The 23,730-nt window shown below is 49.5% G+C and carries 21 protein-coding genes; 13 read left to right on the top strand and 8 right to left on the bottom strand.

Translation table 11 applies throughout. From position 1 onward, the window contains the following. Window positions 1-43 precede the first annotated feature (43 nt). Window positions 44-1,885: an asparagine synthase (glutamine-hydrolyzing) gene (gene asnB, locus ICW23_RS01030; RefSeq protein ID WP_099745125.1), complete on the bottom strand. Its 1,842-nt coding sequence runs from the start codon at window positions 1,883-1,885 to the stop codon at window positions 44-46. 175 nt (window positions 1,886-2,060) lie between these two features. On the opposite strand from asnB, the gene ICW23_RS01025 reads away from it, so the two are divergent. Beyond that, window positions 2,061-2,603, top strand: a complete 543-nt coding sequence (locus tag ICW23_RS01025) for a DUF2777 family protein (RefSeq protein WP_095241032.1) — start codon at window positions 2,061-2,063, stop codon at window positions 2,601-2,603. 204 nt (window positions 2,604-2,807) lie between these two features. Here ICW23_RS01025 and ICW23_RS01020 read toward each other — a convergent pair whose 3' ends face one another. Both ICW23_RS01020 and ICW23_RS01015 read right to left on the bottom strand, forming a co-directional pair. After that, window positions 2,808-3,164 (bottom strand): YisL family protein, encoded by a 357-nt coding sequence (locus ICW23_RS01020; RefSeq protein ID WP_045925301.1) that lies wholly within the window; start codon window positions 3,162-3,164, stop codon window positions 2,808-2,810. A gap of 93 nt (window positions 3,165-3,257) precedes the next feature. After that, window positions 3,258-4,163 carry a fumarylacetoacetate hydrolase family protein gene (locus ICW23_RS01015; protein WP_188153887.1) on the bottom strand — a complete coding sequence of 302 codons (906 nt, stop codon included), beginning with the start codon at window positions 4,161-4,163 and terminating at the stop codon, window positions 3,258-3,260. 216 nt (window positions 4,164-4,379) lie between these two features. On the opposite strand from ICW23_RS01015, the gene ICW23_RS01010 reads away from it, so the two are divergent. The 7 genes from ICW23_RS01010 to ICW23_RS00980 all read left to right on the top strand — a co-directional run bounded on the left by ICW23_RS01010 (window position 4,380) and on the right by ICW23_RS00980 (window position 6,743). After that, window positions 4,380-4,598 carry an aspartyl-phosphate phosphatase Spo0E family protein gene (locus ICW23_RS01010; protein ID WP_016938281.1) on the top strand — a complete coding sequence of 73 codons (219 nt, stop codon included), beginning with the start codon at window positions 4,380-4,382 and terminating at the stop codon, window positions 4,596-4,598. Window positions 4,599-4,791: 193 nt separating this feature from the next. Next, window positions 4,792-5,013, top strand: coding sequence for a spore germination protein (locus ICW23_RS01005; RefSeq protein WP_016938282.1), 222 nt, complete (start codon window positions 4,792-4,794; stop codon window positions 5,011-5,013). Between the two features lie 12 nt (window positions 5,014-5,025). After that, window positions 5,026-5,265 (top strand): spore germination protein GerPB, encoded by a 240-nt coding sequence (locus ICW23_RS01000; protein WP_016938283.1) that lies wholly within the window; start codon window positions 5,026-5,028, stop codon window positions 5,263-5,265. A 34-nt stretch (window positions 5,266-5,299) separates the two neighbouring features. Further along, a complete protein-coding gene (gene gerPC, locus ICW23_RS00995) occupies window positions 5,300-5,917 on the top strand; it encodes a spore germination protein GerPC (RefSeq protein WP_016938284.1) in 618 nt (205 codons plus the stop codon). Then, window positions 5,914-6,090, top strand: coding sequence for a hypothetical protein (locus ICW23_RS00990; protein ID WP_016938285.1), 177 nt, complete (start codon window positions 5,914-5,916; stop codon window positions 6,088-6,090). The genes gerPC and ICW23_RS00990 overlap by 4 nt, the downstream gene beginning before the upstream one ends. After that, window positions 6,090-6,485, top strand: a complete 396-nt coding sequence (locus tag ICW23_RS00985; protein ID WP_016938286.1) for a spore germination protein GerPE — start codon at window positions 6,090-6,092, stop codon at window positions 6,483-6,485. The genes ICW23_RS00990 and ICW23_RS00985 overlap by 1 nt, the downstream gene beginning before the upstream one ends. Before the next feature lie 39 nt (window positions 6,486-6,524). Continuing rightward, a complete protein-coding gene (locus ICW23_RS00980; protein ID WP_013351765.1) occupies window positions 6,525-6,743 on the top strand; it encodes a spore germination protein in 219 nt (72 codons plus the stop codon). Between the two features lie 38 nt (window positions 6,744-6,781). Here ICW23_RS00980 and ICW23_RS00975 read toward each other — a convergent pair whose 3' ends face one another. The 5 genes from ICW23_RS00975 to addB all read right to left on the bottom strand — a co-directional run bounded on the left by ICW23_RS00975 (window position 6,782) and on the right by addB (window position 18,916). Beyond that, window positions 6,782-7,081 (bottom strand): HNH endonuclease, encoded by a 300-nt coding sequence (locus tag ICW23_RS00975; RefSeq protein WP_188153886.1) that lies wholly within the window; start codon window positions 7,079-7,081, stop codon window positions 6,782-6,784. Between the two features lie 16 nt (window positions 7,082-7,097). Continuing rightward, window positions 7,098-10,490 (bottom strand): exonuclease subunit SbcC, encoded by a 3,393-nt coding sequence (gene sbcC / locus ICW23_RS00970; protein ID WP_188153885.1) that lies wholly within the window; start codon window positions 10,488-10,490, stop codon window positions 7,098-7,100. Next, window positions 10,487-11,659: an exonuclease subunit SbcD gene (sbcD, locus tag ICW23_RS00965; protein ID WP_016938289.1), complete on the bottom strand. Its 1,173-nt coding sequence runs from the start codon at window positions 11,657-11,659 to the stop codon at window positions 10,487-10,489. Before sbcD ends, sbcC begins: the two co-directional genes overlap by 4 nt. Window positions 11,660-11,724: 65 nt before the next feature. After that, window positions 11,725-15,429: a helicase-exonuclease AddAB subunit AddA gene (gene addA, locus ICW23_RS00960; RefSeq protein ID WP_188154197.1), complete on the bottom strand. Its 3,705-nt coding sequence runs from the start codon at window positions 15,427-15,429 to the stop codon at window positions 11,725-11,727. After that, window positions 15,416-18,916 carry a helicase-exonuclease AddAB subunit AddB gene (addB, locus tag ICW23_RS00955; protein WP_188153884.1) on the bottom strand — a complete coding sequence of 1,167 codons (3,501 nt, stop codon included), beginning with the start codon at window positions 18,914-18,916 and terminating at the stop codon, window positions 15,416-15,418. The genes addA and addB overlap by 14 nt, the downstream gene beginning before the upstream one ends. Window positions 18,917-19,060: 144 nt before the next feature. Between addB and ICW23_RS00950 the strand changes: the two genes are divergently transcribed. The 5 genes from ICW23_RS00950 to ICW23_RS00930 all read left to right on the top strand — a co-directional run bounded on the left by ICW23_RS00950 (window position 19,061) and on the right by ICW23_RS00930 (window position 23,717). Next, on the top strand, window positions 19,061-19,771 hold the full coding sequence (locus ICW23_RS00950; RefSeq protein ID WP_064777801.1) for a DUF421 domain-containing protein: 711 nt from the start codon (window positions 19,061-19,063) through the stop codon (window positions 19,769-19,771). A 68-nt stretch (window positions 19,772-19,839) separates the two neighbouring features. Then, window positions 19,840-20,349 carry a ferritin-like domain-containing protein gene (locus ICW23_RS00945; RefSeq protein ID WP_188153883.1) on the top strand — a complete coding sequence of 170 codons (510 nt, stop codon included), beginning with the start codon at window positions 19,840-19,842 and terminating at the stop codon, window positions 20,347-20,349. Window positions 20,350-20,557: 208 nt separating this feature from the next. Further along, window positions 20,558-21,181 (top strand): TetR/AcrR family transcriptional regulator, encoded by a 624-nt coding sequence (locus ICW23_RS00940; RefSeq protein WP_188153882.1) that lies wholly within the window; start codon window positions 20,558-20,560, stop codon window positions 21,179-21,181. 15 nt (window positions 21,182-21,196) lie between these two features. After that, window positions 21,197-22,393: an MFS transporter gene (locus tag ICW23_RS00935; RefSeq protein ID WP_188153881.1), complete on the top strand. Its 1,197-nt coding sequence runs from the start codon at window positions 21,197-21,199 to the stop codon at window positions 22,391-22,393. A 166-nt stretch (window positions 22,394-22,559) separates the two neighbouring features. Further along, window positions 22,560-23,717 carry an AbrB family transcriptional regulator gene (locus ICW23_RS00930; RefSeq protein ID WP_016938296.1) on the top strand — a complete coding sequence of 386 codons (1,158 nt, stop codon included), beginning with the start codon at window positions 22,560-22,562 and terminating at the stop codon, window positions 23,715-23,717. The last annotated feature ends 13 nt before the right edge of the window (window positions 23,718-23,730 follow it).

Here is a 23,730-nt window from a genome sequence, read left to right as displayed (position 1 = left end):
ATAAAAAGACCGATATCCTCAGCGGAAACCGGTCGCGGCACTGTTATTCTTCTATATCGATACGGTACGCCTCAAACCATGTATGGATCTGGGCAAGATGGGCGATCAGCTGCGGGCCTTTCATCAGCTGGCCGAACCACGGAACCTGAAAAGACGAACCCTCTGTCTCCAGCAGCATTTCCAGCTTCTTTCTGTCCAGCAGGGTGTGAAGCACGGAATCTTTATGCTGCAAAATCGTTTTCAGCCACTCTGTGACTCCTTGCGTGTATTTCGGATGATGGGTTTTCGGATACGGGCTTTTTTTGCGGTACAGAACCTCTTCCGGAAGCAGCCCTTCAAGCGCCTTCCGCAAAATGCCTTTTTCCCGGCTGCCGTGCATTTTCATTTCCCAAGGGATGTTCCAGACGTATTCTACAAGTCTGTGATCGGCGAACGGCACCCGCACTTCCAGACTTGCCCCCATGCTCATGCGGTCTTTGCGGTCGAGCAGATTTGTCATAAACCAAAGCATATTTAAGTAGAAAAGCTGACGTCTCGCTTTGTCTGTTCCCGTCTCACCGTCTAACAGAGGCGTTTCCGCAATGGTTTCTTCATATCTCGCATTCACGTATTCTCTTAGGTTCAGCCGTTTTTGCCATTTTTCGTCCAAGAGGGTGATTCTCTCCTCAGTGGATCTCATCCAAGGAAATCCGTCTTCTTCCGCCGCGGTGTGAAACCATGGATATCCGCCGAAAATTTCGTCCGCGCATTCCCCGGAAAGACTCACGACAAAATCTTTTTTGATTTCACGGCAGAACCACAGCAGCGAGGAATCAACATCCGCCATGCCCGGCAGGTCTCTGACGAGAACGGATTCCTCCAGATGTTCAACCAGCTCATCCTGCGTAATCACACACTTATGGTGCTGTGTGCCGAATGCAGCTGTCATTTTATCGATCCACGGGCCGTCATCATTCGGCTGAAATGAACTCGCTTTAAAGAATTTGCCGTTCTCCTCATAATCAATGGAATAAGTATGGAGGGGATCTCTGCCTTCTTTCTCAAAATGAGCGGCGGCTATCGCGGTAATCGCGCTCGAATCAAGCCCCCCGGACAAAAACGTGCAAACCGGCACGTCAGATACGAGCTGGCGCGTTACTGCATCCTGAAATAAGTACCGAATGTGAGCTGCGGTGTCATCGAAGCTGTCTGTATGCTTTTCGCTTTTTACATTCCAATAACGCCATATGGACAAACCGTCCTTTGAAAAAGTGAACGCATGAGCGGGACGCACTTCGTGAATTCCTTTAAATACCCCGCAGCCCGGTGTTCTGGACGGCCCGAGCCCGAAAACTTCCGCAAGTCCGCTGCTGTCTGTGCGGGCTTTCACATCCGGATGGGCAAGGATGGCCTTCAATTCCGATCCAAACAGAAAGGAAGAGCCGTGTTCTTTATAAAAAAACGGTTTGACGCCGAGCCGATCTCTTGCCCCAAACAGCCGCTCCCGTTTTTCATCCCAGATGGCAAAAGCGTAAATACCGTTTAAGCGGTCAACGCACTCCTCCCGCCACTCAATATAGCTGTGCAGCAGCACTTCTGTATCAGAGGTCCGCTCAAAACGGTGGCCCCTCGCCTGCAGCTCCCTCCTCAATTCTTCCGTATTATACAGCTCGCCATTATAAATGATGGTGTACGTTTCCCCTTGATGCGTGCAGCCCATCGGCTGGCGGCCGCCTTCAATATCAACGACCGAAAGTCGTTTATGTCCGAATAAAACATGGGGCTCTCCCCAGACGTTTGAATCATCAGGCCCTCGTTTTGAAAGAGTGTCTATCATATTGTTCATAATATGTTTCTCTTGGACGAGCTGCTTTTGAAAATCGACCCAACCCGCAATTCCACACATGTGATATCAGCTCCAATCCCGTTTCTGTCGGTATCAAATTCGTTTCTATCAGCACTTTACCCAGTTTATGCAAAGAAACGCAGATAGTTGATTTGTCCCACTAAGAGTTGTATGAGACAAGCCTGATTTGGAAAGAACGGAAGAGAAGAAACAAACAAAGGAGACCGGCACGGATATGAAACGAAAACAGCTTTTCTCAGAAAAAAACAAATGGGGGCGCGGCACTCTGATAATAGAAGACGGCATCTGTCTCGTCGAAAACGATGAGGGTGATATCCTGCTGGCAGACAGTCTAGGAAACGCAGCCGTCTTGATGAAACGTGACGGCAGATGGCAGCCGGCCCAGATTCACGGTGCTTCAGCCGAAATCGGCGCAGACACGGTTGCCCTGTTCGGCGGAGAAGAGATCCGGTATGAGAAGGCAGTCAAACGGCCGCTGTTAACCTTGCTCGATTCGCTGGACGATGAAACGTTTCTGCTGTTTCTCAGCCATCTGCACGGGTTCGGCCTGTCTGTATATGATTGCGTATTTTCCTACAATCAGCCGCTGTTTTCCGGTGACGGGGTCTCGTTTTATCACTTTTCGGCAGATGACGCCCAATGCGCCCTGCAGCATCACCGCGGCAGCCCGGGTAAGCATGACAGATTTGAATGGACGGCATCTGACGGGCGGCGCTCCATTATGTATTCAGCGGCCAAACACGGCGGAACAGCGTAAAAAACAGGCGGTGCCTTTTAAATAGGTGCCGCCTGATGTATTTAGCTTTGTTTTTCATGCTGATTGACGCCTTTGGCATCCTGCACATCTCCTTCGCCTCATCAACATCCTCCTGTCACGGCATTTCTCATTCAGCGGCCCAGTTGCGCAGAATGTATGCATAAATAAAAAACCCGGATTGTATCCGGGTTTTCAAGCGATTGATTAAAATATGTGGAAGCCGATCGGCAAGTGAAGGCCGAGAAGCACCGTCAGGATGAGCACGATAATAAAACCGATCCACAGTCCTCCGGTCGATTTGCCTTTTTTCTTGCGGATGACGAGCATTTCCATCAGTCCGATGGTAATAATGCCGAGCAGCATTTTTCCGGCGTACTCTCCGTTCCAATTCGCAAAACGGACAAACAGTTCAGCGCCGGTCAAAATAATAATAATGTAGAATAAGCGCAGAATCATATGCGTTATTTTTGCGCCCTTCGCTTTTCCGGAGCCGTACAGCCCGTAGCTGACAAACACCAGGATAAGCGCAACGACCCATGAAGTAATATGCCAATGTGTCATTATGTTCAATTCCCCCTATCAGATCAATCTGCCTCACTTATGGTACCACAACAAGCCGCTGTGAGCATAATCATTCTCAAGAAAAACACTCAATTATCCGATTTGGTTCGACAGTGTGCCCATCGGTTCAATTGTAATATCAATGCGGTCTCCCGGCTGTAAAAATGTCGGCGGCTTAAATCCTTTCCCGACACCGGACGGCGTCCCCGTCGCGATAATGTCCCCGGCTTCAAGCGTCATTCCTTTTGACAGCGTCTCGATTAATTCAGCAATCGGAAAAATCATGTCGCCCGTTGATCCTGATTGGCGCAGTTCCCCGTTGACCCGCGTTTCAACTTGCAGGCTTTGCGGATCACTGACAGCTGATTTATGTACAATGACCGGTCCCATCGGGCATGTCGTATCAAGGCTTTTGCCGATGAAAAACTGTTGATGCTTTTTCTGCAGATCGCGCGCTGTTATATCATTTACTATGGTATAGCCGAATATATGATCGAGCGCATGTTCTTTGGAGATGTGCGATCCGCTTTTTGATATGATAACCGCAAGCTCCCCTTCATAATCAAGCTGCTCCGTTACGTCCAAGTGGCTTTTCACCGTTTCTCCGTGACCCGTAACGGCGGTCGGGGCTTTTGTAAAGACCATGGGATGCTCCGGAATATCCGCCTCGCTTCCCATTTCAACGGCATGATCACGGTAATTTTTCCCGATGCAGATCACGTTCTTTGAAGGTCTCGGAATAGGCGCGCAGAGCTTCACGTCAGACAGCGCATACATAAATGAACCCGACTCATCATTCGGTTTTTTCGCCCATTCCGCAAGCTGTCCGGCATGATTGACAAACTTTTCCCCCTTTTGAATGCACTCGATCAGCGAACCCGGAATCGTCTCAAGTTCAAACAGTTTCTTTTCAGCCTTTTGCAGATCTAAGATTTTGTCATCATCAATGATCAGACCGACAAATTTCCGGCTGTTCAGTTCCCCTGTCGCAAATTTCATGTTAATCCCCCATCATTTTTAAATCTGGCATCTTTTATGTATTCTTTCTGCAGGCGGGAAATTCCTCTTTTGAACAGGCTGAATATCATCGTAAAAGAGTATCAAAAATTGTCACTTTTTTAGTCATATTGACGAAATAAAACCTTCCCAGCCAAAATAGGTTATACTATTATCATCCTATGTTTTCCAAAATAATCGAGAATTGGAGATCGCACGATGAACAGAAAAATTGAAGAAAAAAGATTGACTTTATTCGAGACAGCGCAAAAATTCGGAATCAATGCGACGGAGACCATCAGGTGCAGCCAGGAGCTGGACAGCCTCTTAAACGGGTGCCGAGGCGGGCTCATCCAACAAACGAAAGACGGCGGGATGAACCCGGCCGCACAGATTCAGCCGGATTACACAGCAGGAAAAAAACAGGCTTTCTCATAAACATGATATGTATATAGATCTGAGCCATTTGTTTTTTAAGACCCGGCATGCGTAAAGCGCCGGTGTTTTTTTATGTCTAAAGTTTTTTCCGCTCACAAAAATGTGCGTTTGTCATAAGCTATATTAGGCAGGCATCCCAAATAAGCTCCTGGAGTGTATTTCATTAAAATCTTCACGAAAAGGATGTGCTCGTATGCCCGCAATTGTCGGAGCGTTTAAAATTAATGCCGTCGGTACGAGCGGAGTCGTTCATATAGGCGACTGCATCACCATTTCTCCAAAAGCAGAGGTTAAGACATTTGCCGGAGCGGGCAGCTTTAATACCGGAGACAATCTCACACTGACGAATTACAGGAATACAACGAATGTGTACGATAATGATGTAATCGATCAGCCGATGGCAGGTAACGCATAAAGGAGGCGCCGTATGAATTTTTACGTCAATCAGTCGATCCATATCAATTACATGCGTGTAGAATCTGTCAGCAATTCCTCCATACTGCAAATCGGGAGCGCCGGTTCAATTAAATCTCTTTCCAATCTGTATAACACAGGGAGTTATGCAGAGCCGGCGCCGCCTGTCACCGCGGGGCAGCAGACTGTAACAACAGGGGGAGGCCCCGGCGCCTCATCATTTGTACCGCTTCAGCCACCGCTAAGTCGGTAGTTCAATGAAAGAAACGAGACGCGAGGTGAATGTCATGTATGATCAATCGGTTTCATCCTACCTGCAGAATTTAAATTCCTTCGTCCAGCAGCAGGCGCTTCAGATTCAGGAGCTCGAACGGCAGCTGAAAGAATTTCAGAGTGAAATATCAACGCTGAAACAGCAGCCTTCCACAAGGATTGATCGGCTCGAGTATAAATTTGATCAGCTGAAAATTGAACGGCTGGAAGGAACGCTGAATATCGGATTGAATCCGACTGATCCGAATGCCGTGCAAAATTTTGAAGTCGGCCAGACATCTCCGCAGGTCGGAATGATGCAGCAGGAACAGGCGGGCCAGCAAATGCAGCAAATCCGTCAAAACGTCGATATGTACCTGAATGAAGAAATCCCCGTGCTGTTAGAACAGCTCGAAACACAGTATGAGAGCAGGCTGGACGAAACGAACAAATATCATATTATAGAAGATATCAGAAAGCAGATGGACAGCCGGATTAAGTATTATCTGTCCCAAGTCCCGAAAGAAGAAAACACGCCGCCAGCGCAATACGCCGAGCAGATTGCCGAACACGTGAAGCGTGATATTGTCAGGGCCGTCGAGCATTTTATTAAACACATACCAGGTGAAATGAAAGGTGATGATCCGTCATGATTTTTACAGTGATTAACCGGAATATTGAAGTCGGCGACATCCGGTCTACCGGTGTTTCCAGTTCAGCCTTATTATTAATCGGCGATACCGATTCCGTCTATCTGTCCTCCATCTTTGACACGCCTCCGGAATCCCTCATTATCGGGCCTCTTGTGCCGCTGGCGCCGGAATAATGTTACATCGGATTTCACGCCTCAGAAGCGCCAAAGTCAATGCAATCGGGATGGGGAGTGTTTTTCAAGCAGGCGATTCGAATGAAATCAATATGAAGGTCAAAGTATTGGCCGATCAGCGCAGTGTTGCTGTATACAGAGACGATGAGGGCTCGTTTAACACAAAAGAATACCAGATCTTTCGGCAGCCGGCCGTCATGCCGTTACCGGAAACGGGGGTTCAAAGTGCATTCAGCCATGAAAACCCTTCGATTCGGGTAAGAAATGTGAAAGTCCAAGGGGTAACGTCAGCGTCCGTGGTTCAAATCGGATCGACGTCGGTCGTGCTGGGCGATTCGAGGCTGAAACATATTAGGCAGATCGAGTCACCGAGCTCACAATCGCCGCAGACTTGACATATAATGACGGTGAGACTTCTATAAAGGGTGTCGTTTATGCCAGCAATTACCGGACCTATAGCTATCAATTCCATATCGGGCGGAGTCGTAAACTTTGGTGATTCCTTTTACCTTTCTCCAAAAAGCTCTTCTAAATCTGCGCTCGGTTCGGGAGCAGGCAATACCGGAGATTTCCTGTTATTAAACAACGTTGTCAATGCGACAAACTATATAGACCCCGATGTCAGCGATCAGAATGTGGCCGGAAACGCATAAAAAGCAGCCGCTCTTTAAAGAGAGGGCTGCTTTTTTGTTCAGCGTTTTTTTCGTTCTTTTGCTTTTTTTGTTTTCACAAGCTTTTCCGGCGGCTGTTTTCTGATCCATTTCACAAACCGCGCAAGTTTCGGATCATGCCGCAGCTCTTCTATTCCCGCAAGCCTTGCCGCAAGCTCCCGGTTCGTATAAAGGGCGTGAATTTGTTTATGGCAAGGGATGCAGAGCATTGCGGTCGGAAGGAATGTCCCGCCTTCTTCCTTAGGTGTCAAGTGGTGCTCTGTCAGCCGCACATGGCGGCGGCCGCATAATTCACATGTGCCTTCGGCAGAATCGGCCATAATCCCTTCTCCTTTCTTACATGATCTCTAACGTGACCCGGGTGCCTTTTCCGCCCGGTTCAGACGGATGCACGATTAATTTTTTCGGCAGGCGTGCTCTCAGCTCCTGCACATGGCTGATCACCCCGACGGACAAATTATCCGATTGCAGCTTTTCCAGCGCTGTGACAACGGTGTCTAAAAGCCCTTGGTCAAGCGTCCCGAATCCTTCATCTAAGAAGAAAAATTGCAGCGGGTATTGACCCCGCAGCTGAATTTGGGCGGACAAAGCAAGCGCAAGCGACAGCGATGTCAGAAACGTCTCCCCCCCAGAAAGGCTTGATACGGGCCGTTTGACGCCGCCGTTCGCGTCATCGCGCATAACGAAGCCGCCTTCTGAATCGACTAAAATGGCATACCGCTGCCTTGTCAGTGCTCCGAGCCGGGCAGAGGCGTCCCGGGCCACGCTTTCCAGCTGTTCTTCCGCTAAAAATTCGACGAATGTATTGCCTTTGCATACAGACTGCAGCTTATCAAGTCTGTCAATCTGTGTCTGCCAGCTTTTCAGTTCGGCTTCAATTTCTTTAAAGCGCTTATGCTGTTTTTGCATAACCGCAAAGGCTTTTGCCTGGGCGCCCTTTTCCTCCATGGCTGCGCCTGACTCAGCCTCCGCCTGCTTCAGCAGAGAAACCGATGCTGTCCATTCTTCTTCCGTTACCCGGCGGTCAGCTAATTTTTCAGTGACACGGCGGATATTTGCCGAAAGCTGCTTTGAGGTGTCCAGAAACTCATCAATTTCTGTTTTCATTTCCTCCGCGCGGGTTTGCGGAAGCAGGCTTTTTTTGACTTGGTCCGGCTCGGCAAACCCGGTATCTTTTGATCTCACGCGCCAGTCATTTTGCGCTTTCTCAAGGGCGGATTCAGCGTCCCGCAGTGACATGAGACTTCCGGATTCCCGGCCTTTTGCGTCATTCAGTGATTGCTGAGCCTGCTTCAGTGCATCGAATAAGGACTGTTCTTTCGTTTTTAACAGCTGTAATTCCTGCCGCACCGCTTCAAGCTTTGCGGAAATTGATGTTTCTTCTGCTGCCGTGCCGAGCTCTTGTTCATACTCGTCAATCACCTGCTGCAGGCGCTCTGATGCATAGTGAAGCTCGAGCCGTTCCCGTTCAAGCTGATGCTTCTTCTCCTGCAGCCGCTCCTTCTCTTCTTCATGTTCCTTGAGAAATGCGATGCTTGTTTCAATGCGCTTCTCAAACTCTTCTGCCTGCCGGTCTTTATCGTCTATCGAAGCCTGCCAGGCGTCAACCTGATTTACCGGGATATCCCCGCAGACTTCGTTGTACTGATTTAAGCGGCTTTCTGACAGTGATTCAAGCTCATGTAAAGAATGTCTGAGGCGCTCGGCTTCTTTCTCCTCATAGCGGATTCGTTCAGCCAGCTGCTCGGCTTGTTTTACCGTCTGCTGATACGCGCTGATCAGTCTCGTGACCTTCTCTTTTACCGACAGCATATCCTGCTTCATTTGTTTCCATTCCAAGCGGACGGCGCTGAACGCTTCATCAAGCGGACGGCCGCTGATGGAAGAAGCGGCTTCCAGCTCCGGGGTCCGGGCGCTTTGCAGGAACGGACATTCTTCGGTAAAACGCCCCGACTGCTCTTCTAATGCAACCTTGGCTGTCAGCACTTCCTGAGAAAGAGCCGCCGCCTCGGACAGCAGCGCTTCAACCTGCTGCAAACGTTCCTGCACATCCGTATCTGGCGAATGTGTTTCATGAGCGGAGCGCGGACGGTCATGCTGCGTCGAGCCGCATACAGGACAAGGCTTTCCTTCAATCAGTTTTTCCGATAATTCTTTTGTTAATGCAGCCGTTCTCGCTTCCTCTGAGCGCCTGCGCAGGTCGGCTTGCGTTTTGCCGGCCCGTTCGGCTGCGGCTTTCAGTGAACGTTCCGTTTCACAAACCATATGGTAAACGGTTTGAAGCGTTTGATAAGCGCGCGTAATGTCTTCTTCTTCCATTTTCGTTTTTGCGCTGAGCGCCTCGCTTTCTCCGTTCAGCTTCTCCATGTTCTTCATCTGCGTTGTCAGATTGGCCCGTTCTTTCGTGATCTGTTCCTGCGTCTGCTGAAAGCCGGCTGACAGCTGTGCGGCGGTCTGGCATTTTTTCCGTTCATCAGCGGTCACCTGAACTGCCTTCAGCTCTTCTTTCAGCTCATTCTGCCTGTTTTGGCCGCGGATCAGGCGGTCTTTCACTGCGTTCAGCTGTTTCGAGGCGGCTTCGTATTCTTCCTCTTTTTTGCGGTGCTCCGCCTTTGTTTTTTCCGCTTCTTTTTTTGCTTCAAGCAGCTTTTGTTCAATGGCTGACAGTCTTTGATACAATTCTTCTTCCTTGACAAGCTTCGGCTCTTGTTCAGCCTTATGAACCCGCCACGCTTCATAGGCTTCATTTTGCCGGGTAAATGAAGCGGTTTCCGCCTCTGATTTCCGTTTGGCCAGTTCGTGCTCCTGTTCGGCGCGCTGCTGCCGGCGTACGGCTTCCGAATAGCGTTCGGCGTACGGCTCAAGGGCGAGAGCGGTTTCCGCCTCTTTAAGACGCTCAGTCAAATCCGTGATATACGGGCGCCTTTCCTCAAGCTTTTCCCGGCGGTGCTCATATTCATCTCTTTCTGTCTGCAGGTTCCAAATCTCCTGGTGACTTTCAAAACGCTCTTTTGCCCGGACCCGTTTCTTCTCAGCTGCTTCAAGCCGTTCGTTCGCTTCGTGAAACTGCTGTTCCGCCTGCTTCAGCGCATCTTCTCCCGCGTCTCCGAGGCCGGATTGTTCGGCAAGCATTTCATTTTTTTTCGCCGCCGCTTCCTGCGCGCGCTTCCTCAGTTTTTTGACAAGCCTGTCCCCGTACTGTTCCAGATTAAAAAGACGCTGCAGCATATGTCTTCTTTCCGCGCCTTTAAGCGACAGAAACTCGGCAAACTTCCCTTGCGGCAGCACGACGGCTCTTGTAAAGTCGTCAATGGTCAGGCCAAGAAGCTCTTCCACCTTTTTGTTCACTTCATTCGCTTTATCAGCAAGCACGGTTTGTTCGTCTTTGATTTCAATTAAGCGGCAGAGGGCGGTTTTCACTTTCGTTTCATCCGTTCTCTTAAAAACGCGCTCGACCTTATAGGACACCCGGTGGCCTGATTGAAGCGCGAATGTAAAAGAGACGGCGAGCTGATCTTCGGCATGGTTCAGGATGCCGTGCGTATTATTTGCGGCACGCTCCACCTTTCCGTATAAAGCGAGTGTCATAGCATCAAGGATCGACGACTTCCCGCTTCCCGTCGGGCCGAAAATTCCGAACACGCCCGCTCCGGACAGTCCGGCAAAATCAATCGTCTGTTCCTCCCTGAAGCTGTGAAGCCCTTTTATCGTTAACAGAATCGGCTTCATGTCGCATCCTCCTCATCATCTGCTGACGCAAGCTCTAAAAACAGCTTGACCATCTCCTCATCCGGCACGGCGCCGCCTGTTTGCTTTTCATAAAACTTCTTAAATCGGTCCTCAATTGATATGTGCTTCACTTCAATCCGGTCATTGCCGGTCTCTTTTTCTTCAAAAACCGGCCTGATATGGATAAAGCCGGGATGCGCCTTTCGCAGCCGGTGAATTTCTTCAAGAGAAAGCTGATCCGTCAAATGGATATCAAGATCGATCCAGGCATTCCGGTCACGCCCTTCATCAAGCCAGCCGTGAACCTCGCTCAGCCCCTGCGCTTTCCATTTGACAAGCGGTTTACCCGAGGACAGAAAAATCTCTTCCCACTTCGCTTCTCCGCCGGGCTTCGCTTCTACCACCGTCACCGATTTGGCATAACCGGCTTCTGAAAAGCTGTATGCCAGCGGAGAACCGGAATAGCGGGCAGCCGTTTTGGCGCGCTTAATCGTTTGCGGACGGTGAAGATGGCCGAGGGCCACATAAGCCGCATCAGCCGGCAGGCTTTCAGCGGCGACCGTGTAAGCGCCCCCGACTTCAATCGGACGCTCTGAATCGGTCTGATTTCCTCCCGCGACATAAATATGGCTAGCCGCGACTTTCACGGCATCATCCCGGCACAGACCGCACATGCGGGCAAACGCCTCTCTGATTTTCACATCGTAATGATCGCGAAGAAGCTTTTCCTCAAACGTATCAGACAGCACTTCGTTTAATCTCGCTTCTGACGGATAGGCAAGCGCAGCTACGGCTAACAGCTCGTCCGCCGACGGCACCTCGATATGCACCGGTTCTGTCCGCGGATAGCCGATTAGATGAATGCCCCGCTCATCTGTTAACGGAGAAGCCGCCGCCAGCCTGTCAGGATTGTCATGGTTTCCGGCAATGACGACAACCGGGCGTTTTCCGCCGTCAGAAAGCGCGGAAAGACTTTCATAATACAATTGCTCAGCGAGCGCAGGCGGATTGACCGTATCAAATACATCTCCTGCCATAATGACCGCATCAATGTTTTCTTCTTTGACAATGGTATTCAGCTCTTCCAATACCTCGGCCTGCTCACTCAGCCGGCTTCTGCCTTCAAGCGTTTTGCCGAGATGCCAGTCAGCTGTATGTAAAATGCGCATACCGCATTCACCTCACTTTTCTGATAGAAAAAAAGATCCGCTCCAAAAAGGAGCTTCGGATCTTATTACAGTGTAAGAACGTGACCTCCATCGAAGAAATAGAGCGCACGCCCTTTCACTTTCGTTTTTGTAATTTGTTCAATCGCTTTTGTATACAATTCGATTTGTGTTTCATACCTTTTTTGCAGGATCGGGGCCGCGCCTTCAAATCCGTTCCGGAATTTCCCCTCTATCCGATCCGTTTTATAGTCCAGCAAATAGAGTCCGTCCGCCGTTTCGTAGAGGCAGTCAATAATCCCCTGCACGAGCAGCGGTTCACCGGCCGTTTTTGCTTCCTTGTACACTTCGCCGGCCGGAAGCGCCATACTGAACGGCACCTCCCGATCAATCCGCCGCGCCCCGAGAAGGTCTTTCCCGATTTCAGTTTCGAAAAACTGTATAATGTCGTCGATATCAATAGCGTCCCGCTGCTCTTCTGTCAGCAGCTCTTTTTCGTGAAGCGTCCGAACCGTCCGCTCCGCTTCTTCAGCACTCGGAACGTGCGTCAGCGGTATGTGCTGCATCACCGTATGCATCGCCGTCCCTTTTTCCGCGGCCGTCAGCCCCTTTTTCATCATAAAACCGGGACGTCTGTATAAAAGCGTGTCCCCTGCCGGTTTGATGAGGGAGCGGCCGCTATATTCATCCTCGTATTCTTGCTTTCTCTTCAGCTCAGAAACTGACTGCTTCGTTCTGATAGCCGTCAGCTCTCGGTACGGGTATTCCCATTGAAGGAGACGGCGCGCCTGATCATCAAATGAAAACGAATCAGGAATCGGCTCGCCCTGCTGAATCGCCTTGAGACGTTTGTTCTTTTCTTCAGCACGTTCTTTTGGGTTATCTTCCAGCAGTTCACTTTGCTGCAGCATCCGGATGTGAAAACGGGACGGGTCGTGCGCGATATCCTCCGGAGCCGAAAGACCCGGCGGCCTGTGCGCCTCCATGTCACGGTGGCGGATAAGCGCCGGCCCGATAAAATCCAAATAAGATGACGCCTGATAGCGGTCGAATTCAGAGAGAAGCCAATCGGCCCTGTCCGCTTGCGCCTGCCATTTGGCCAGCTGTTTTTCCCGGTTTTTGCAGGAACCGATGAGAAACAGCTTTTCCTTCGCTCTTGTCAGCGCCACATATAAAACGCGCAATTCTTCTGATAAAAGCTCTCTGCGCATTTTTTTCTTCATCGCCACAAGCGGCAGAGTCGGATAGCTGATTCTGAGTTCCGGATGAATATACTTCGTTCCGAAACCGAGCTCTTTATCAAGCAGGTATGATTTGTTGAGATCCATCATATTAAAACTTCTGCCGAGTCCGGCGGTGAAAACGACGGGGAATTCAAGTCCTTTGCTGCTGTGAATCGTCATCAGCCGAACGACATCCTCCTGCTCGCTGAGCGCCCGCGCCGTCCCCAGATCATCGCCGCGCTCCTGCATCCGTTCAATGAACCGCAAAAAGCGGAATAACCCGCGGAACGCCGTCGCTTCGTACGAGCGCGCCCGGTCATACAAGACGCGCAGATTGGCCTGGCGCTGCTTTCCGCCAGGCATGCCGCCTGCATAATCAAAATATCCTGTATCGCGGTATACTTCCCAAATCAGCTCAGCTACCGAATGATTCGTCGAGAATGACCGCCACTTTTGCAGATTGTCATAAAATGTTCTCAGCTTTTGATACAGCTCATCATGTCTGTCACCGTTCGCTATATATGCTTTCAGCGCTTCATAAAACGGCGCTTTTTTCTTTTCCAGGCGTATCAGCGCAAGTTCATTTTCGTCACAGCCGACAATGGGCGAGCGCAGTACTGAAGCAAGCGGAATATCCTGATACGGGTTGTCAATCACCTTTAAGACTGAAAGCGCCGCAGCCACCTCCACGGCTTCAAAATAACCTGACGTCAAATTGGCGTAAACCGGAATGCCCTGGTTTTTCAGTTCTTCCATCAATTGCGGCGCCCAAGGCATGGAACGCAGCAAAATCACGATATCCCGGTACTGGATATTCCGGTGTGTTTTGGTTTTGCCGTCATAGACCTTAAACGGAGATGAGACAAGCTTCCGGATCTCCCCGGCTATCGCTTTTGCTTCCCAATGCACGGTTTCAAAATCTTCGGCATCCTCGGAGCTGTCTGCATCATCAGCACTGTCAATCAGCAGCAGTTCCGTTTCCGCCGCCTCATTCGGCGGATACGACGCACCGAGCTTCAATGCCGCCTGTTCATCGTAGTCCACTTCGCCGATTTTGCCGCCCATCAGCTGCTTAAACAAGAAATTCGTGCTGTCCAAAATATCGGAGCGGCTGCGGAAGTTTCGGTTCAGGTCAATTTTCTGTCCCGCTCCTTCCCCGCTCTCTGTAAACCTTTTATATTTCCCGAGAAACAGCAGCGGCTCGGCAAGTCTGAAACGGTAGATCGATTGTTTGACGTCGCCTACCATAAACAGATTTCCCGCCTCTTCATTCCCGCTTTTCACAAGCTGCAGAATAGATTCCTGCACAAGATTGGTATCTTGATATTCATCAACCAGAACCTCATGGAACTGCTCTTGATAATAAACGGCCGCTTCACTCGGCACCCGCCGGCCGTCTTCATCAGCCGCAGTTAAAATGGCCAGACAGTAATGTTCCAAATCTGAGAAATCAATGATTGATTTTTCTTGTTTCGCCGCTTCAAATCGTTTTCCGTACGAAATCACGAGCTGAACGAGCGTTTCAATGACAGGCTTCATGTCTGTTAAACTCTTTAAATGATCTTGCGGGCTTCTTGTAAAGTAATCGGTCTTTAACTTTTCGATCAGTTTTTTCGCGCTGTTTCGCAAATCGGTCGCTTCATCCAAAAGCGCCTTGTCAAATTCATCACCTTTTACCGCCTTAGCCCGCTTAAATGTGACCGCGGGAACCCGTTCATACAGCGCCTCAAAGTCATGCCGGCAGCTGATCAGCTCTTCTATCTGCTGAAGATCGTCCAGAAAATTATCAGCGCGCGGCGCCGGCCCGCCGGGCGCTTTTGTCAGTTCAAGCGCCTTTTCAAGCTTTTGCTTTGCCCCGAAGAGCGCCATTTCAGCATCTTCTCTCACATACTCGTAAAACGGCAGCTCTTCCATTTTGCTTTCTTCCGTCACATCATATAGGCGGACAAAGCTTTTCAGCCACGCTTCCGGATCAGGATGAGACCGTGAATACTCGTACACCCGCTTGACGAGATCTTGAAGATCCAAATCATGCCTGTCCGTCGTATATCTGTCCACAAGCTCAAAAAACGCCTGACTCCCTTTTGCGTATTCATCCTCAAACAGCTCATCAAGGACTTCGTCTCCGAGCAATTCGCCTTCCGTCTGATCAGCCATCCGAAAGCCCGGGTCAAGATCAATCATATAATAATATTTTTTAAGCACCTGCAGACAGAAAGAGTGCAGCGTCGAAATGCTCGCCCGATTTAATAGAGAGAGCTGCCGTCTGATATGGAGAGATCCCGGATTTTTGGCGAGCTCTTTTTCTAATGCTTCAGCGATCCGATGCTTCATTTCCGCTGCTGAGGCGTTTGTAAAGGTCACCACAAGGAGCCTGTCAACATCAACCGGATCTTCCTCCGCGGTTATCTTTCTGATCATCCGTTCCACGAGCACGGCGGTTTTACCTGATCCGGCTGCGGCAGCGACCAGAATATCGCGGCCGGAAGAAACGATGGCGCTCCATTGGTCATCCGTCCATATGCTGTCTTTCGGTTTAGGAATTTGCATCATCATCCGCCTCCTTTTTCAGCCAATCCAGTATGGTGCCGTCTTTTTCCGCTTTCAGGCTGCGGTATTCATTTTCCTTAAGAGACTCATCAAACTGGCACACCGATTTAAACGCACAGTACGTACAAGGCGTCTTATCTTTCAGCTTATACGGGGTAATGGACACAAGCCCGTCCGTTATCGCTTCGCCCGCCTGTTCAAATGTCCGCCGCACATGGTCTGTCAGGAGATGAAAATCCTGTTCGCTGACTGCGGCTGAATCGGATCTTAAAGAACCGTCCTTTTTCAAACCGGCATTAATGATATTTGAACGTCCTTCCTCCAAAGTCGTGTCCATCAGGCTGATTGCCTCCCGGTCACCGAGGAGAAGGCCTTTCATTTTAAATTTCTTGAAAATTTCCTGCTCGATTTCATCAAGCCCCATCGGCAGACTGGCCTGAATCATCGGATCATGGATATGGAAATACAAAACGCCTGCGGGTGTCGCTTTCATGCCGAGCCAATCCGCTGAATGTGTAATCGATAAGTCAAGGTACGTGAGCATTTGCAGAGCGAGCCCGTAATATACCTCAGCCAGATCAAGCCCCTTGTCGCTTGATTTGTAATCCACGATTCTAAGCAGCAGGCCTTTTGAACTTTCCGCTTTATCCACGCGGTCGATCCGGCCGACGAGTTCCATCGTACAGCCGTTTTTCAGCGTGAAAGTGAGCGGAGGCAGCGGACCGTTTCCCCCGAAGCCGAGTTCAAGGCCGATCGGGACGAAACCGCTCGCCTTCGCATGCTCGCTTAATATGCCAGAGACACGCGTGACGATTTTCTGCAGTTTTTCCTTCACATAAAAGTGTCTGTTTGAACTGAGCAGAATTTCTTTTTGCAGCCTTGGCGCAAGCCGTTCCACTGCTTCATAGGAGAAATTCCGGCACTGATCTTTCGTCAGATCGCGCCATTCCAGCTTCTGCTCACGAAGCCGGTCTGAAATCAGCTTGAGGCTGGAGTGAAACAGCTGTCCGATATCGGGCGCTTCCAGCTTGAAAAACTGCCGCTCTTTTAATTGAAGCCCGTGAGATGCAAAATGAGAAAACTGGCAGGCATTAAACGCCTCCATCCGGGAGACGCTTCCTTTAATGTGCTCGCCATAAAGCTGGCGCGAAACAGGACGTTCAAGACGCTTTGCCTCATTGCGGAAAAACAGGCTTGAAAACAGCTTTTTCGCGCGCCGGTGATCAGGCTCTTTCATCAGCACATTGTATGCGCTCCACCATACATCACTGATTTCATACTCTCTTGTCCACAGCCTGAGCTGGCTTGCCGTATACGTCTGCGCCACCTGTTTATTGACGAGATACTGAAGCTGCTCTTCTTCACTTACCTGCTCGGGATCAGCAGCCGACAGTTTTTCCTGATGGTCGGGAAACAGCTCGCCAAGCCTGTTTACAACAATTGACGGCAGAAGCGTTTTTCCTTCCGCATCGGCAATCGGATATGACACATACAGACGGTCAGACGGACTTGACAGCGCCATATAGATGAGAAAATGCTCATCAAGCAGCCGCTCACGCCCCGCCGAAGACAGCTCCACTCCGACCGCTCTCAGCCACTCCCGGTCATCATCGGACAGCACGCCGTTTTCATCCGGGCGCGCCGGAAGAACGCCGTCATTGGCCCCGATGACAAACGTGCAGGACGTGCCGTACATTCTTGACAGGTCCATATTCCCTACAAACACTTGGTCAAGCGCAGGGGGAATTAAAGAAAAATGAAGTGATTCCGTTCCTGTTTCAAGCATTTGCTGGAACAGCGCCAAAGACATTTCATCTTCACCCATCATGCCGGCAAACTCCTCGAGAAGCTGGATAACGGCGTCCCATGCCTGGCCGTGCTGCTGTGCTTCAATCATGTTTCCGGCCTCTTCGGCCTGCTGCCTTTTCCGGTCCAGCTTCAGGGGAACATCGGTATCTTCCAAAAAGAGATAAAGAGCTTCCGCCATGCTTTGAACCGTTTTCGCTTTTTTCATCCGGTTTTGAAGCCGGACAAGGGGCGCGGCCATCCATTCTCTCGTCTCATTCAGCATTTGCTCCATCTTTATTTCCTGATCCGTCTGCGCGAAATCCTCATCGAGCGATACGAAGCGCCTGTATACAAACCGCTCGCCGTTCGTCCAGCGCTCCCCTTTAATTCCGTAGGCGATACAATAGTTTTCAAGCTGATCGACCTGCTCTCTTATTTTCTGCACCGGCTGATCAAGCGGGAATAACAGTTCGGTTTTCGCACAGCGGAACACCGCTTCATATCTCCAGTTCCCCTTTACGACATCCAAACTTGAACGGATGAATTCTATAAGCGGGTGATGCTGCATAGAAGCTTTTCCGTCAATAAAATAAGGAAGCCCGTAATCTGCAAACACTTCCTTCAGCAAATCTTTATAATCTTCCGGCTGGCGGATGAGAATCGCCATATCTCTGTACCGGTATCCTCCGTCCCGGACAAGTGATTGAATTTCCCGGGCAATACCCTCAAGCTCGGCTCTTCTGTTTTGCGCCTGTATGACGGTAAACGCTTCCTGCCGGCCGGTATACGCCGCAGCGGGACGCACATCGTATTGCGACTCTATGCAGGCAAGTTCCGGCACATGCTGATGCCGTTTCGTGCCATGCAGTTCCTTGCAGGAAATATCGGCATTCAATTCCTTTGCCGTCTGATAAAGCTTATAGTATGTGCTTCCCGTCATTCTGAACAGATTGAGCTCATCCGGTGCCTGTTCTCCCGAAGGGCTGTCCGCCGTCAGCGAGAATGTGACATGTTCAGCATGCATGATCAGCTGCTCCAGCACCCTTAATTCCTGCGGTGTAAATTGATAGAAGCCGTCGACGTAAACTCTGGCGCCTTTTACAACATCCGCTAATGGAAGCTGCTGGGCGAGCAGCGTCAAATAATCCTCTGAATGCAGATAGTGGCCGGCGAGGCTTCTTTCCATCTGCTGATATAAAATGCCTAAGTCATGAAGTTTTTCAGACAGCATCCGCTCCCCGCGATATTCTGACGCCGTTCCGCTTTCCGCCATGCGGCGGACGTCTTCAGGCTCAATACAGTAACGCTTAAACTCTGTCAGCATCCGTTCCACCTGCTCAGTGAACCCGGTTTTGTCACTCGCTTTTTGATACACTTTAAAATCGTGCTTATGCTCTTCAATCAGCTTCCTCAACAGCATCTGCACACCCGTCGTCGTCACAAACGGACGGTTCATGCCTCCGGTATGCTGAAGCACGCGCCACGCCAAACGCGAAAAACTGAACACTTGAGCGCGTATCATGCCGCCGATATCCGGCGTTTTAGCAAGCTCATATTCCATTAAAAACGTCATTTGATCCGGGACTAGAAAAATGATCGGTTTCCCGAACGGCTCCCGGCGCAGTTCATCTTGAATGCTGTCGATAATCAGCCTCGTTTTCCCACTCCCCGATCTGCCTACTAAAAACTCAACACCCAAATTAGAAGACCCCTCTCTTTTTATCTTTCTACATTTTATCGAAAGTTGACGAAAATGACCAATCTCATCTGCTGGTAAAAACGGGATGACTGTTTTAAAAAATATCGTTTTTGACCAAATTAAAGACAAAAAGGATTAAATATCATGTCAGAATATCTCGAAGTGATTGTGCGAACGATTCTGTCGTTCAGCATTTTGTTTATCGGCGCCCGGATACTCGGAAAACAAACCATATCACAGATGACGCTTTTTGATTTCATTGCGGCCATCTCGCTCGGCGCCATCACAGCCAATCTGTCGTTTAATACAAAACTGCCGATTCATTTTACTGTCAGTGCTTACACGATTTTCGTGGTCATCATTTATCTTGTCGCATATCTTTCTATGAAAAACAGAACTGCCAGGGGTTTCTTTGCGGGCAAACCGACCATCATCATTCAAAACGGAAAAATACTTGAGCATAATATGAAAACGATGCGCTATACCCTCGACTACCTGAACCAGCAGCTTCGTGTAAATGATGTATTTGACATTTCTCAGGTTCAGACGGCCATCATTGAAACAAACGGCAGCATGTCAGTGGAGGTCAAACCGGAATTCGCGCCCGTTACAAGACAGGATCTCGGCATTTTTGCAGGACACGAAAAGAACTTTGCCGTTGAGCTCATTATGGACGGCCAGCTGGTGACGAAGAATTTCGAAGAAAACCACGTATCGGAAAAATGGCTCAGAGAAGAATTGGACAAGAGAAATCTTGCACCCGAAGAGGTCGTATACGCGGTGCGCGGAAGCAACGGCCGGCTGTTTGTCGATACATATAATGACCATATCACATCGCCGCTTGATCAAGAATAAGCATGACATCCGCACATGTCACGGGCTATCGCCGTATAATACCCTATAAACATCCGGGGGTGAGTCCAATGCACGAGAATTTTTTTCATTATACAGCCGTCTGCGGCGACGACTCTGTTCTTATAAAAGATCTGATAAAATCCATTAACGGCGAATACAGCGCTGTGATCTGCTACTCGATATTAGCCGAAAAAGCGCCGACCGCAGAAATCAGAAGACGAATCGAACATATCAGAGAGGAAGAAATGCGCCACCTGCACGCCTTCTCTTCACTGTATACTTCAATTACCGGAAACCAGTTGACGCCGAAACAGACGGAACATTGTCCGCACACATACAGAGAAGGACTGAGGGCGGCGTTTTATGATGAGCAGAAAACGAATGATTTTTATTTGCAGGCATCCGATAGAGCGGTACACCCGGAAGCGAAGCGGTTATTTGCCCGAACAGCATTTGACGAGCAGCGTCATGCCGTCTGGTTTTTATACGATATGACCCACTCTCCTTCCCATCATACAGGGGGAACGGTATCAAACGCGCCGAACACGAGCTATCCCCAGGCAAATACCGGGAAATAACGCTCCCCCGCCGGAGCATTCAGACCGCAGACAAACCCCGTTCTTTCAATAGGAAAGAATGGGGTTTATTTTTCGAGCTGCGTGATCCTCTCTAAAAAACGGACAACTTCTTCATTGTATAATCAGCAAAAACACTTTATAATAAAATAAACCAACCGGTCGGTTTTTAAGGAACCGAGCCTCACTTGGCGGAAAGGATTTGTGTGATGTGACAAGTACAAAAGGCGGCGCCGGAAAGAGTGAAAAGACGAAGAAAAAGCTCGTATCCGCTTCGCGAGACTTATTTGCAAAAAAAGGTTATTCAGAAACCTCAATTCGGGATATCTTAGAGGCGGCCGAGATCAGCAAAGGCAATCTTTATCATCATTTTAAAGGAAAAGAGTTTCTGTTTCTTCATATCATGGAAGAGGATCACCGCGTGATGATTGAGACGTGGAGGGAAATGGAAGCCGACCTGAAAGACGCTGCCGAAAAGCTGACGGGCTTTGCAGAACTGCTCAGCCGGATGAGCATCAATTACCCGCTGATGAGAGCAAGCGAAGAGTTTTATGCGAGCGCGTTTACGTCAGAGGAGGTCGTAAAACGTCTCAATAAAATTGATATTGAATATGACGATGTGATGAGAGATATCTTAACAGAGGGAAATCAAGACGGCAGCTGGTCCATTCATCATGTCGAATCAAAAGTGAAAATCCTGCTGTCTGTCTTTTACGGTTTGGATGTGTTATATAAAAACGATTCCATTCAGCAAAGAAGAGAATTACAAAAAGAAGCCATCTCTGTGTTTATTCACGGAGTCATCAATGCCGATCAACAGAATCAGGACAGCTGACAAAGGAGAAACAACATGCAAAAACCGATTAGAGAACAAAAAGCTGTACTCATCATCTTATTAAGCAACATATTTATTGCGTTTTTAGGGATTGGGTTAATTATTCCCGTTATGCCGCTGTTTATGAATGTGATGCACTTGACAGGCAGCACAATGGGATACCTTGTCGCTGCCTTTGCCGTCGCGCAATTAATCGTATCCCCCATTGCGGGAAGATGGGTTGACCGCTTCGGCAGAAAAATCATGATTCTCGCCGGGCTGTTTCTGTTCGCATTATCCGAGCTGACCTTCGGGTTGGGCACACATGTCTACGTTTTGTATTTTGCAAGGGTGCTGGGGGGCGTCAGCGCCGCTTTTATCATGCCCGCTGTTACAGCGTATGTCGCAGATATTACGACAGTGCAGGAAAGATCGAAGGCGATGGGCTATGTATCTGCCGCCATCAGCACAGGGTTTATCATCGGGCCCGGCATAGGAGGATTTATTGCCGATCACGGTGTCCGTATGCCGTTTTTCTTTGCGGCGGGAATTGCATTTATCGCAGTGATTTCCTCTGTCTTTATGCTGAAAGAGCCATTGACTAAAGAGGAACGCGCCCAGCAGATGGAAAGCGTCAAAGAGTCAACCTTCTTAAAAGATTTGAAAAAGTCGATTCACCCAAGCTACCTGATCGCCTTTATCATCGTCTTTGTGCTGGCATTCGGGCTGTCGGCGTACGAAACGGTGTTCAGTTTATTTACAAACCATAAATTCGGCTTTACGCCAAAGGATATCGCCGTTATTATTACGTTCAGCTCCATTGTTGCGGTCATCATCCAAGTGCTCGCATTCGGCAAGCTTGTCAACTTCCTCGGGGAGAAAAAAGTCATTCAGCTTTGTCTGGTCATCGGGGCTGTGCTGGCTTTCGTTTCTACGGTGATGTCAGGATTTTTGCCCGTGCTTGCTGTCACCTGCATTATATTCCTTGCGTTTGATTTACTGCGCCCGACACTGACCACTTTCCTATCGAAAATCGCAGGAAATCAGCAGGGATTTGTCGCCGGAATGAACTCAACATACACGAGTTTAGGCACCATTTTCGGCCCGGCTCTGGGCGGTATTTTATTTGATATGAATATTCACTTCCCGTTTCTGTTCGCAGGCGTGGTCTTATGTCTCGGTCTGGGACTGACCCTTGTGTGGAAAGGAAAGGCCGGCGAGGTTTCGGAGTAGGGTGCGCTCCCCCCTTCTCCGGAGCTTTTTTTGTTTATGATAAGAAAAATGAATGGATTATGAGAAATAATTCATCATTTATTTATCTCAAAATCTATACTATAGTAATAGTAAGGTTAACGAGCTTAACAATTTAATATGAATGTTTCAGGAAGAAGGGTTTTCATTGAAGAAAGACAAACATCTCCTTACGGATATCTGGTTTATTCTCATCAGTGCGGCAGGGGGGTTTCTTCTTTCGCTTACAGGAATGTCGATCGCCTGGATGCTCGGAACGCTTGCCGCCGGCTGCATCCTCTCCATGACGAGGCCCCGCTGGCTGTTCATGGCGGCTGACAGAAGAGGGATTAACCGCAGATGGCTTGCGGCGGGACAAATGATTCTCGGCATCGAACTCGGCCAAAAACTGAACCTGTCCGTTCTTTCAGTTTTACGGGATCATTGGCTTCCGGTAGGCTTCATGCTGATTTTCTCTATCGCGATGGCGCTTGTTTCCGGATATGTGCTCTTTCGGTTCAGCCGGACGGACATGATGACAAGCTTTGTAGGCACGGCGCCGGGCGGTTTATCCGCCATGCCCGGTATCGCTCAGGAAGTCGGCGCAAACACCGCGATTGTAAGTCTCATTCAGCTGACACGCGTCCTTCTGGTTGTCATGACAATACCGTTTCTCGTCATTTTCTTATTTACCAAACAAAACGGTACGGCTCAGACATCAGCCGGAGCCGTTTCAGCAGGAGCTTCACATCCGGGCCTTATTCCCGTCTTGTTAACGGCCGGATTTATTTTGGCTGCCTGGCTTGCAAGTAAGGCCGCAAAACGGCTGAAATTTCCTGCCCCTTGGCTGCTCGGCAGCATGATCGGCGTTGCTGCCGCGGAAATCGGCGTGTCCGCCTTAGCGGGAAAAGATATGCTGGCCTGGTGGCCGCCGGAAGCGAACCAGCTGTCACAAATTTTTCTCGGCGCCACAATCGGTTCAAAAATGTACAAAAGCATGTTCACCGGCGTGTCCAGAGTGCTTACGATCGGATTTATTTCCTCCGTCGGATTAATCGCCGCAATGATCCTGAGTGCAGTTGCCGTTTCTAAATTAACGGGCATCTCCATGATTACATCCGTTCTCGCCTTCTCTCCCGGCGGAATCGCCGAGATGGCGGCGACTTCGATCACCCTGCATGAGGACTCGACTTTCGTCGTCGCGGTTCAGGTCATCAGGATCGTTCTCGTCATCGCCATGCTTCCGCCCTTCTATCGCCTGCTGCACCACCTTTCTCAGCTGAAAAAGGCGCACGGCGATAGAGGCCGGGCAGAAAGAGGAACATGAGCCGGATAAAAAA

This window comes from Bacillus sp. 1021 (genome assembly GCF_014534735.1).
In the GTDB taxonomy this organism is placed as follows: Bacteria; Bacillota; Bacilli; order Bacillales; family Bacillaceae; genus Bacillus; species Bacillus siamensis.
The sequence above is the reverse complement of the archived record's forward strand: the minus strand, read 5'-3'. Positions and strand labels throughout refer to the sequence as shown.

Excerpts from the sequence above, each read along its gene's own strand:
- asnB (WP_099745125.1), bottom strand. The coding sequence starts at position 1,885 with ATGTGTGGAATTGCGGGTTGGGTCGATTTTCAAAAGCAGCTCGTCCAA.
- ICW23_RS01025 (WP_095241032.1), top strand. The coding sequence starts at position 2,061 with ATGAAACGAAAACAGCTTTTCTCAGAAAAAAACAAATGGGGGCGCGGC.
- ICW23_RS01020 (WP_045925301.1), bottom strand. The coding sequence starts at position 3,164 with ATGACACATTGGCATATTACTTCATGGGTCGTTGCGCTTATCCTGGTG.
- ICW23_RS01015 (WP_188153887.1), bottom strand. The coding sequence starts at position 4,163 with ATGAAATTTGCGACAGGGGAACTGAACAGCCGGAAATTTGTCGGTCTG.
- ICW23_RS01010 (WP_016938281.1), top strand. The coding sequence starts at position 4,380 with ATGAACAGAAAAATTGAAGAAAAAAGATTGACTTTATTCGAGACAGCG.
- ICW23_RS01005 (WP_016938282.1), top strand. The coding sequence starts at position 4,792 with ATGCCCGCAATTGTCGGAGCGTTTAAAATTAATGCCGTCGGTACGAGC.
- ICW23_RS01000 (WP_016938283.1), top strand. The coding sequence starts at position 5,026 with ATGAATTTTTACGTCAATCAGTCGATCCATATCAATTACATGCGTGTA.
- gerPC (WP_016938284.1), top strand. The coding sequence starts at position 5,300 with ATGTATGATCAATCGGTTTCATCCTACCTGCAGAATTTAAATTCCTTC.
- ICW23_RS00990 (WP_016938285.1), top strand. The coding sequence starts at position 5,914 with ATGATTTTTACAGTGATTAACCGGAATATTGAAGTCGGCGACATCCGG.
- ICW23_RS00985 (WP_016938286.1), top strand. The coding sequence starts at position 6,090 with ATGTTACATCGGATTTCACGCCTCAGAAGCGCCAAAGTCAATGCAATC.
- ICW23_RS00980 (WP_013351765.1), top strand. The coding sequence starts at position 6,525 with ATGCCAGCAATTACCGGACCTATAGCTATCAATTCCATATCGGGCGGA.
- ICW23_RS00975 (WP_188153886.1), bottom strand. The coding sequence starts at position 7,081 with ATGGCCGATTCTGCCGAAGGCACATGTGAATTATGCGGCCGCCGCCAT.
- sbcC (WP_188153885.1), bottom strand. The coding sequence starts at position 10,490 with ATGAAGCCGATTCTGTTAACGATAAAAGGGCTTCACAGCTTCAGGGAG.
- sbcD (WP_016938289.1), bottom strand. The coding sequence starts at position 11,659 with ATGCGCATTTTACATACAGCTGACTGGCATCTCGGCAAAACGCTTGAA.
- addA (WP_188154197.1), bottom strand. The coding sequence starts at position 15,429 with ATGCAAATTCCTAAACCGAAAGACAGCATATGGACGGATGACCAATGG.
- ICW23_RS00950 (WP_064777801.1), top strand. The coding sequence starts at position 19,061 with ATGTCAGAATATCTCGAAGTGATTGTGCGAACGATTCTGTCGTTCAGC.
- ICW23_RS00945 (WP_188153883.1), top strand. The coding sequence starts at position 19,840 with ATGCACGAGAATTTTTTTCATTATACAGCCGTCTGCGGCGACGACTCT.
- ICW23_RS00935 (WP_188153881.1), top strand. The coding sequence starts at position 21,197 with ATGCAAAAACCGATTAGAGAACAAAAAGCTGTACTCATCATCTTATTA.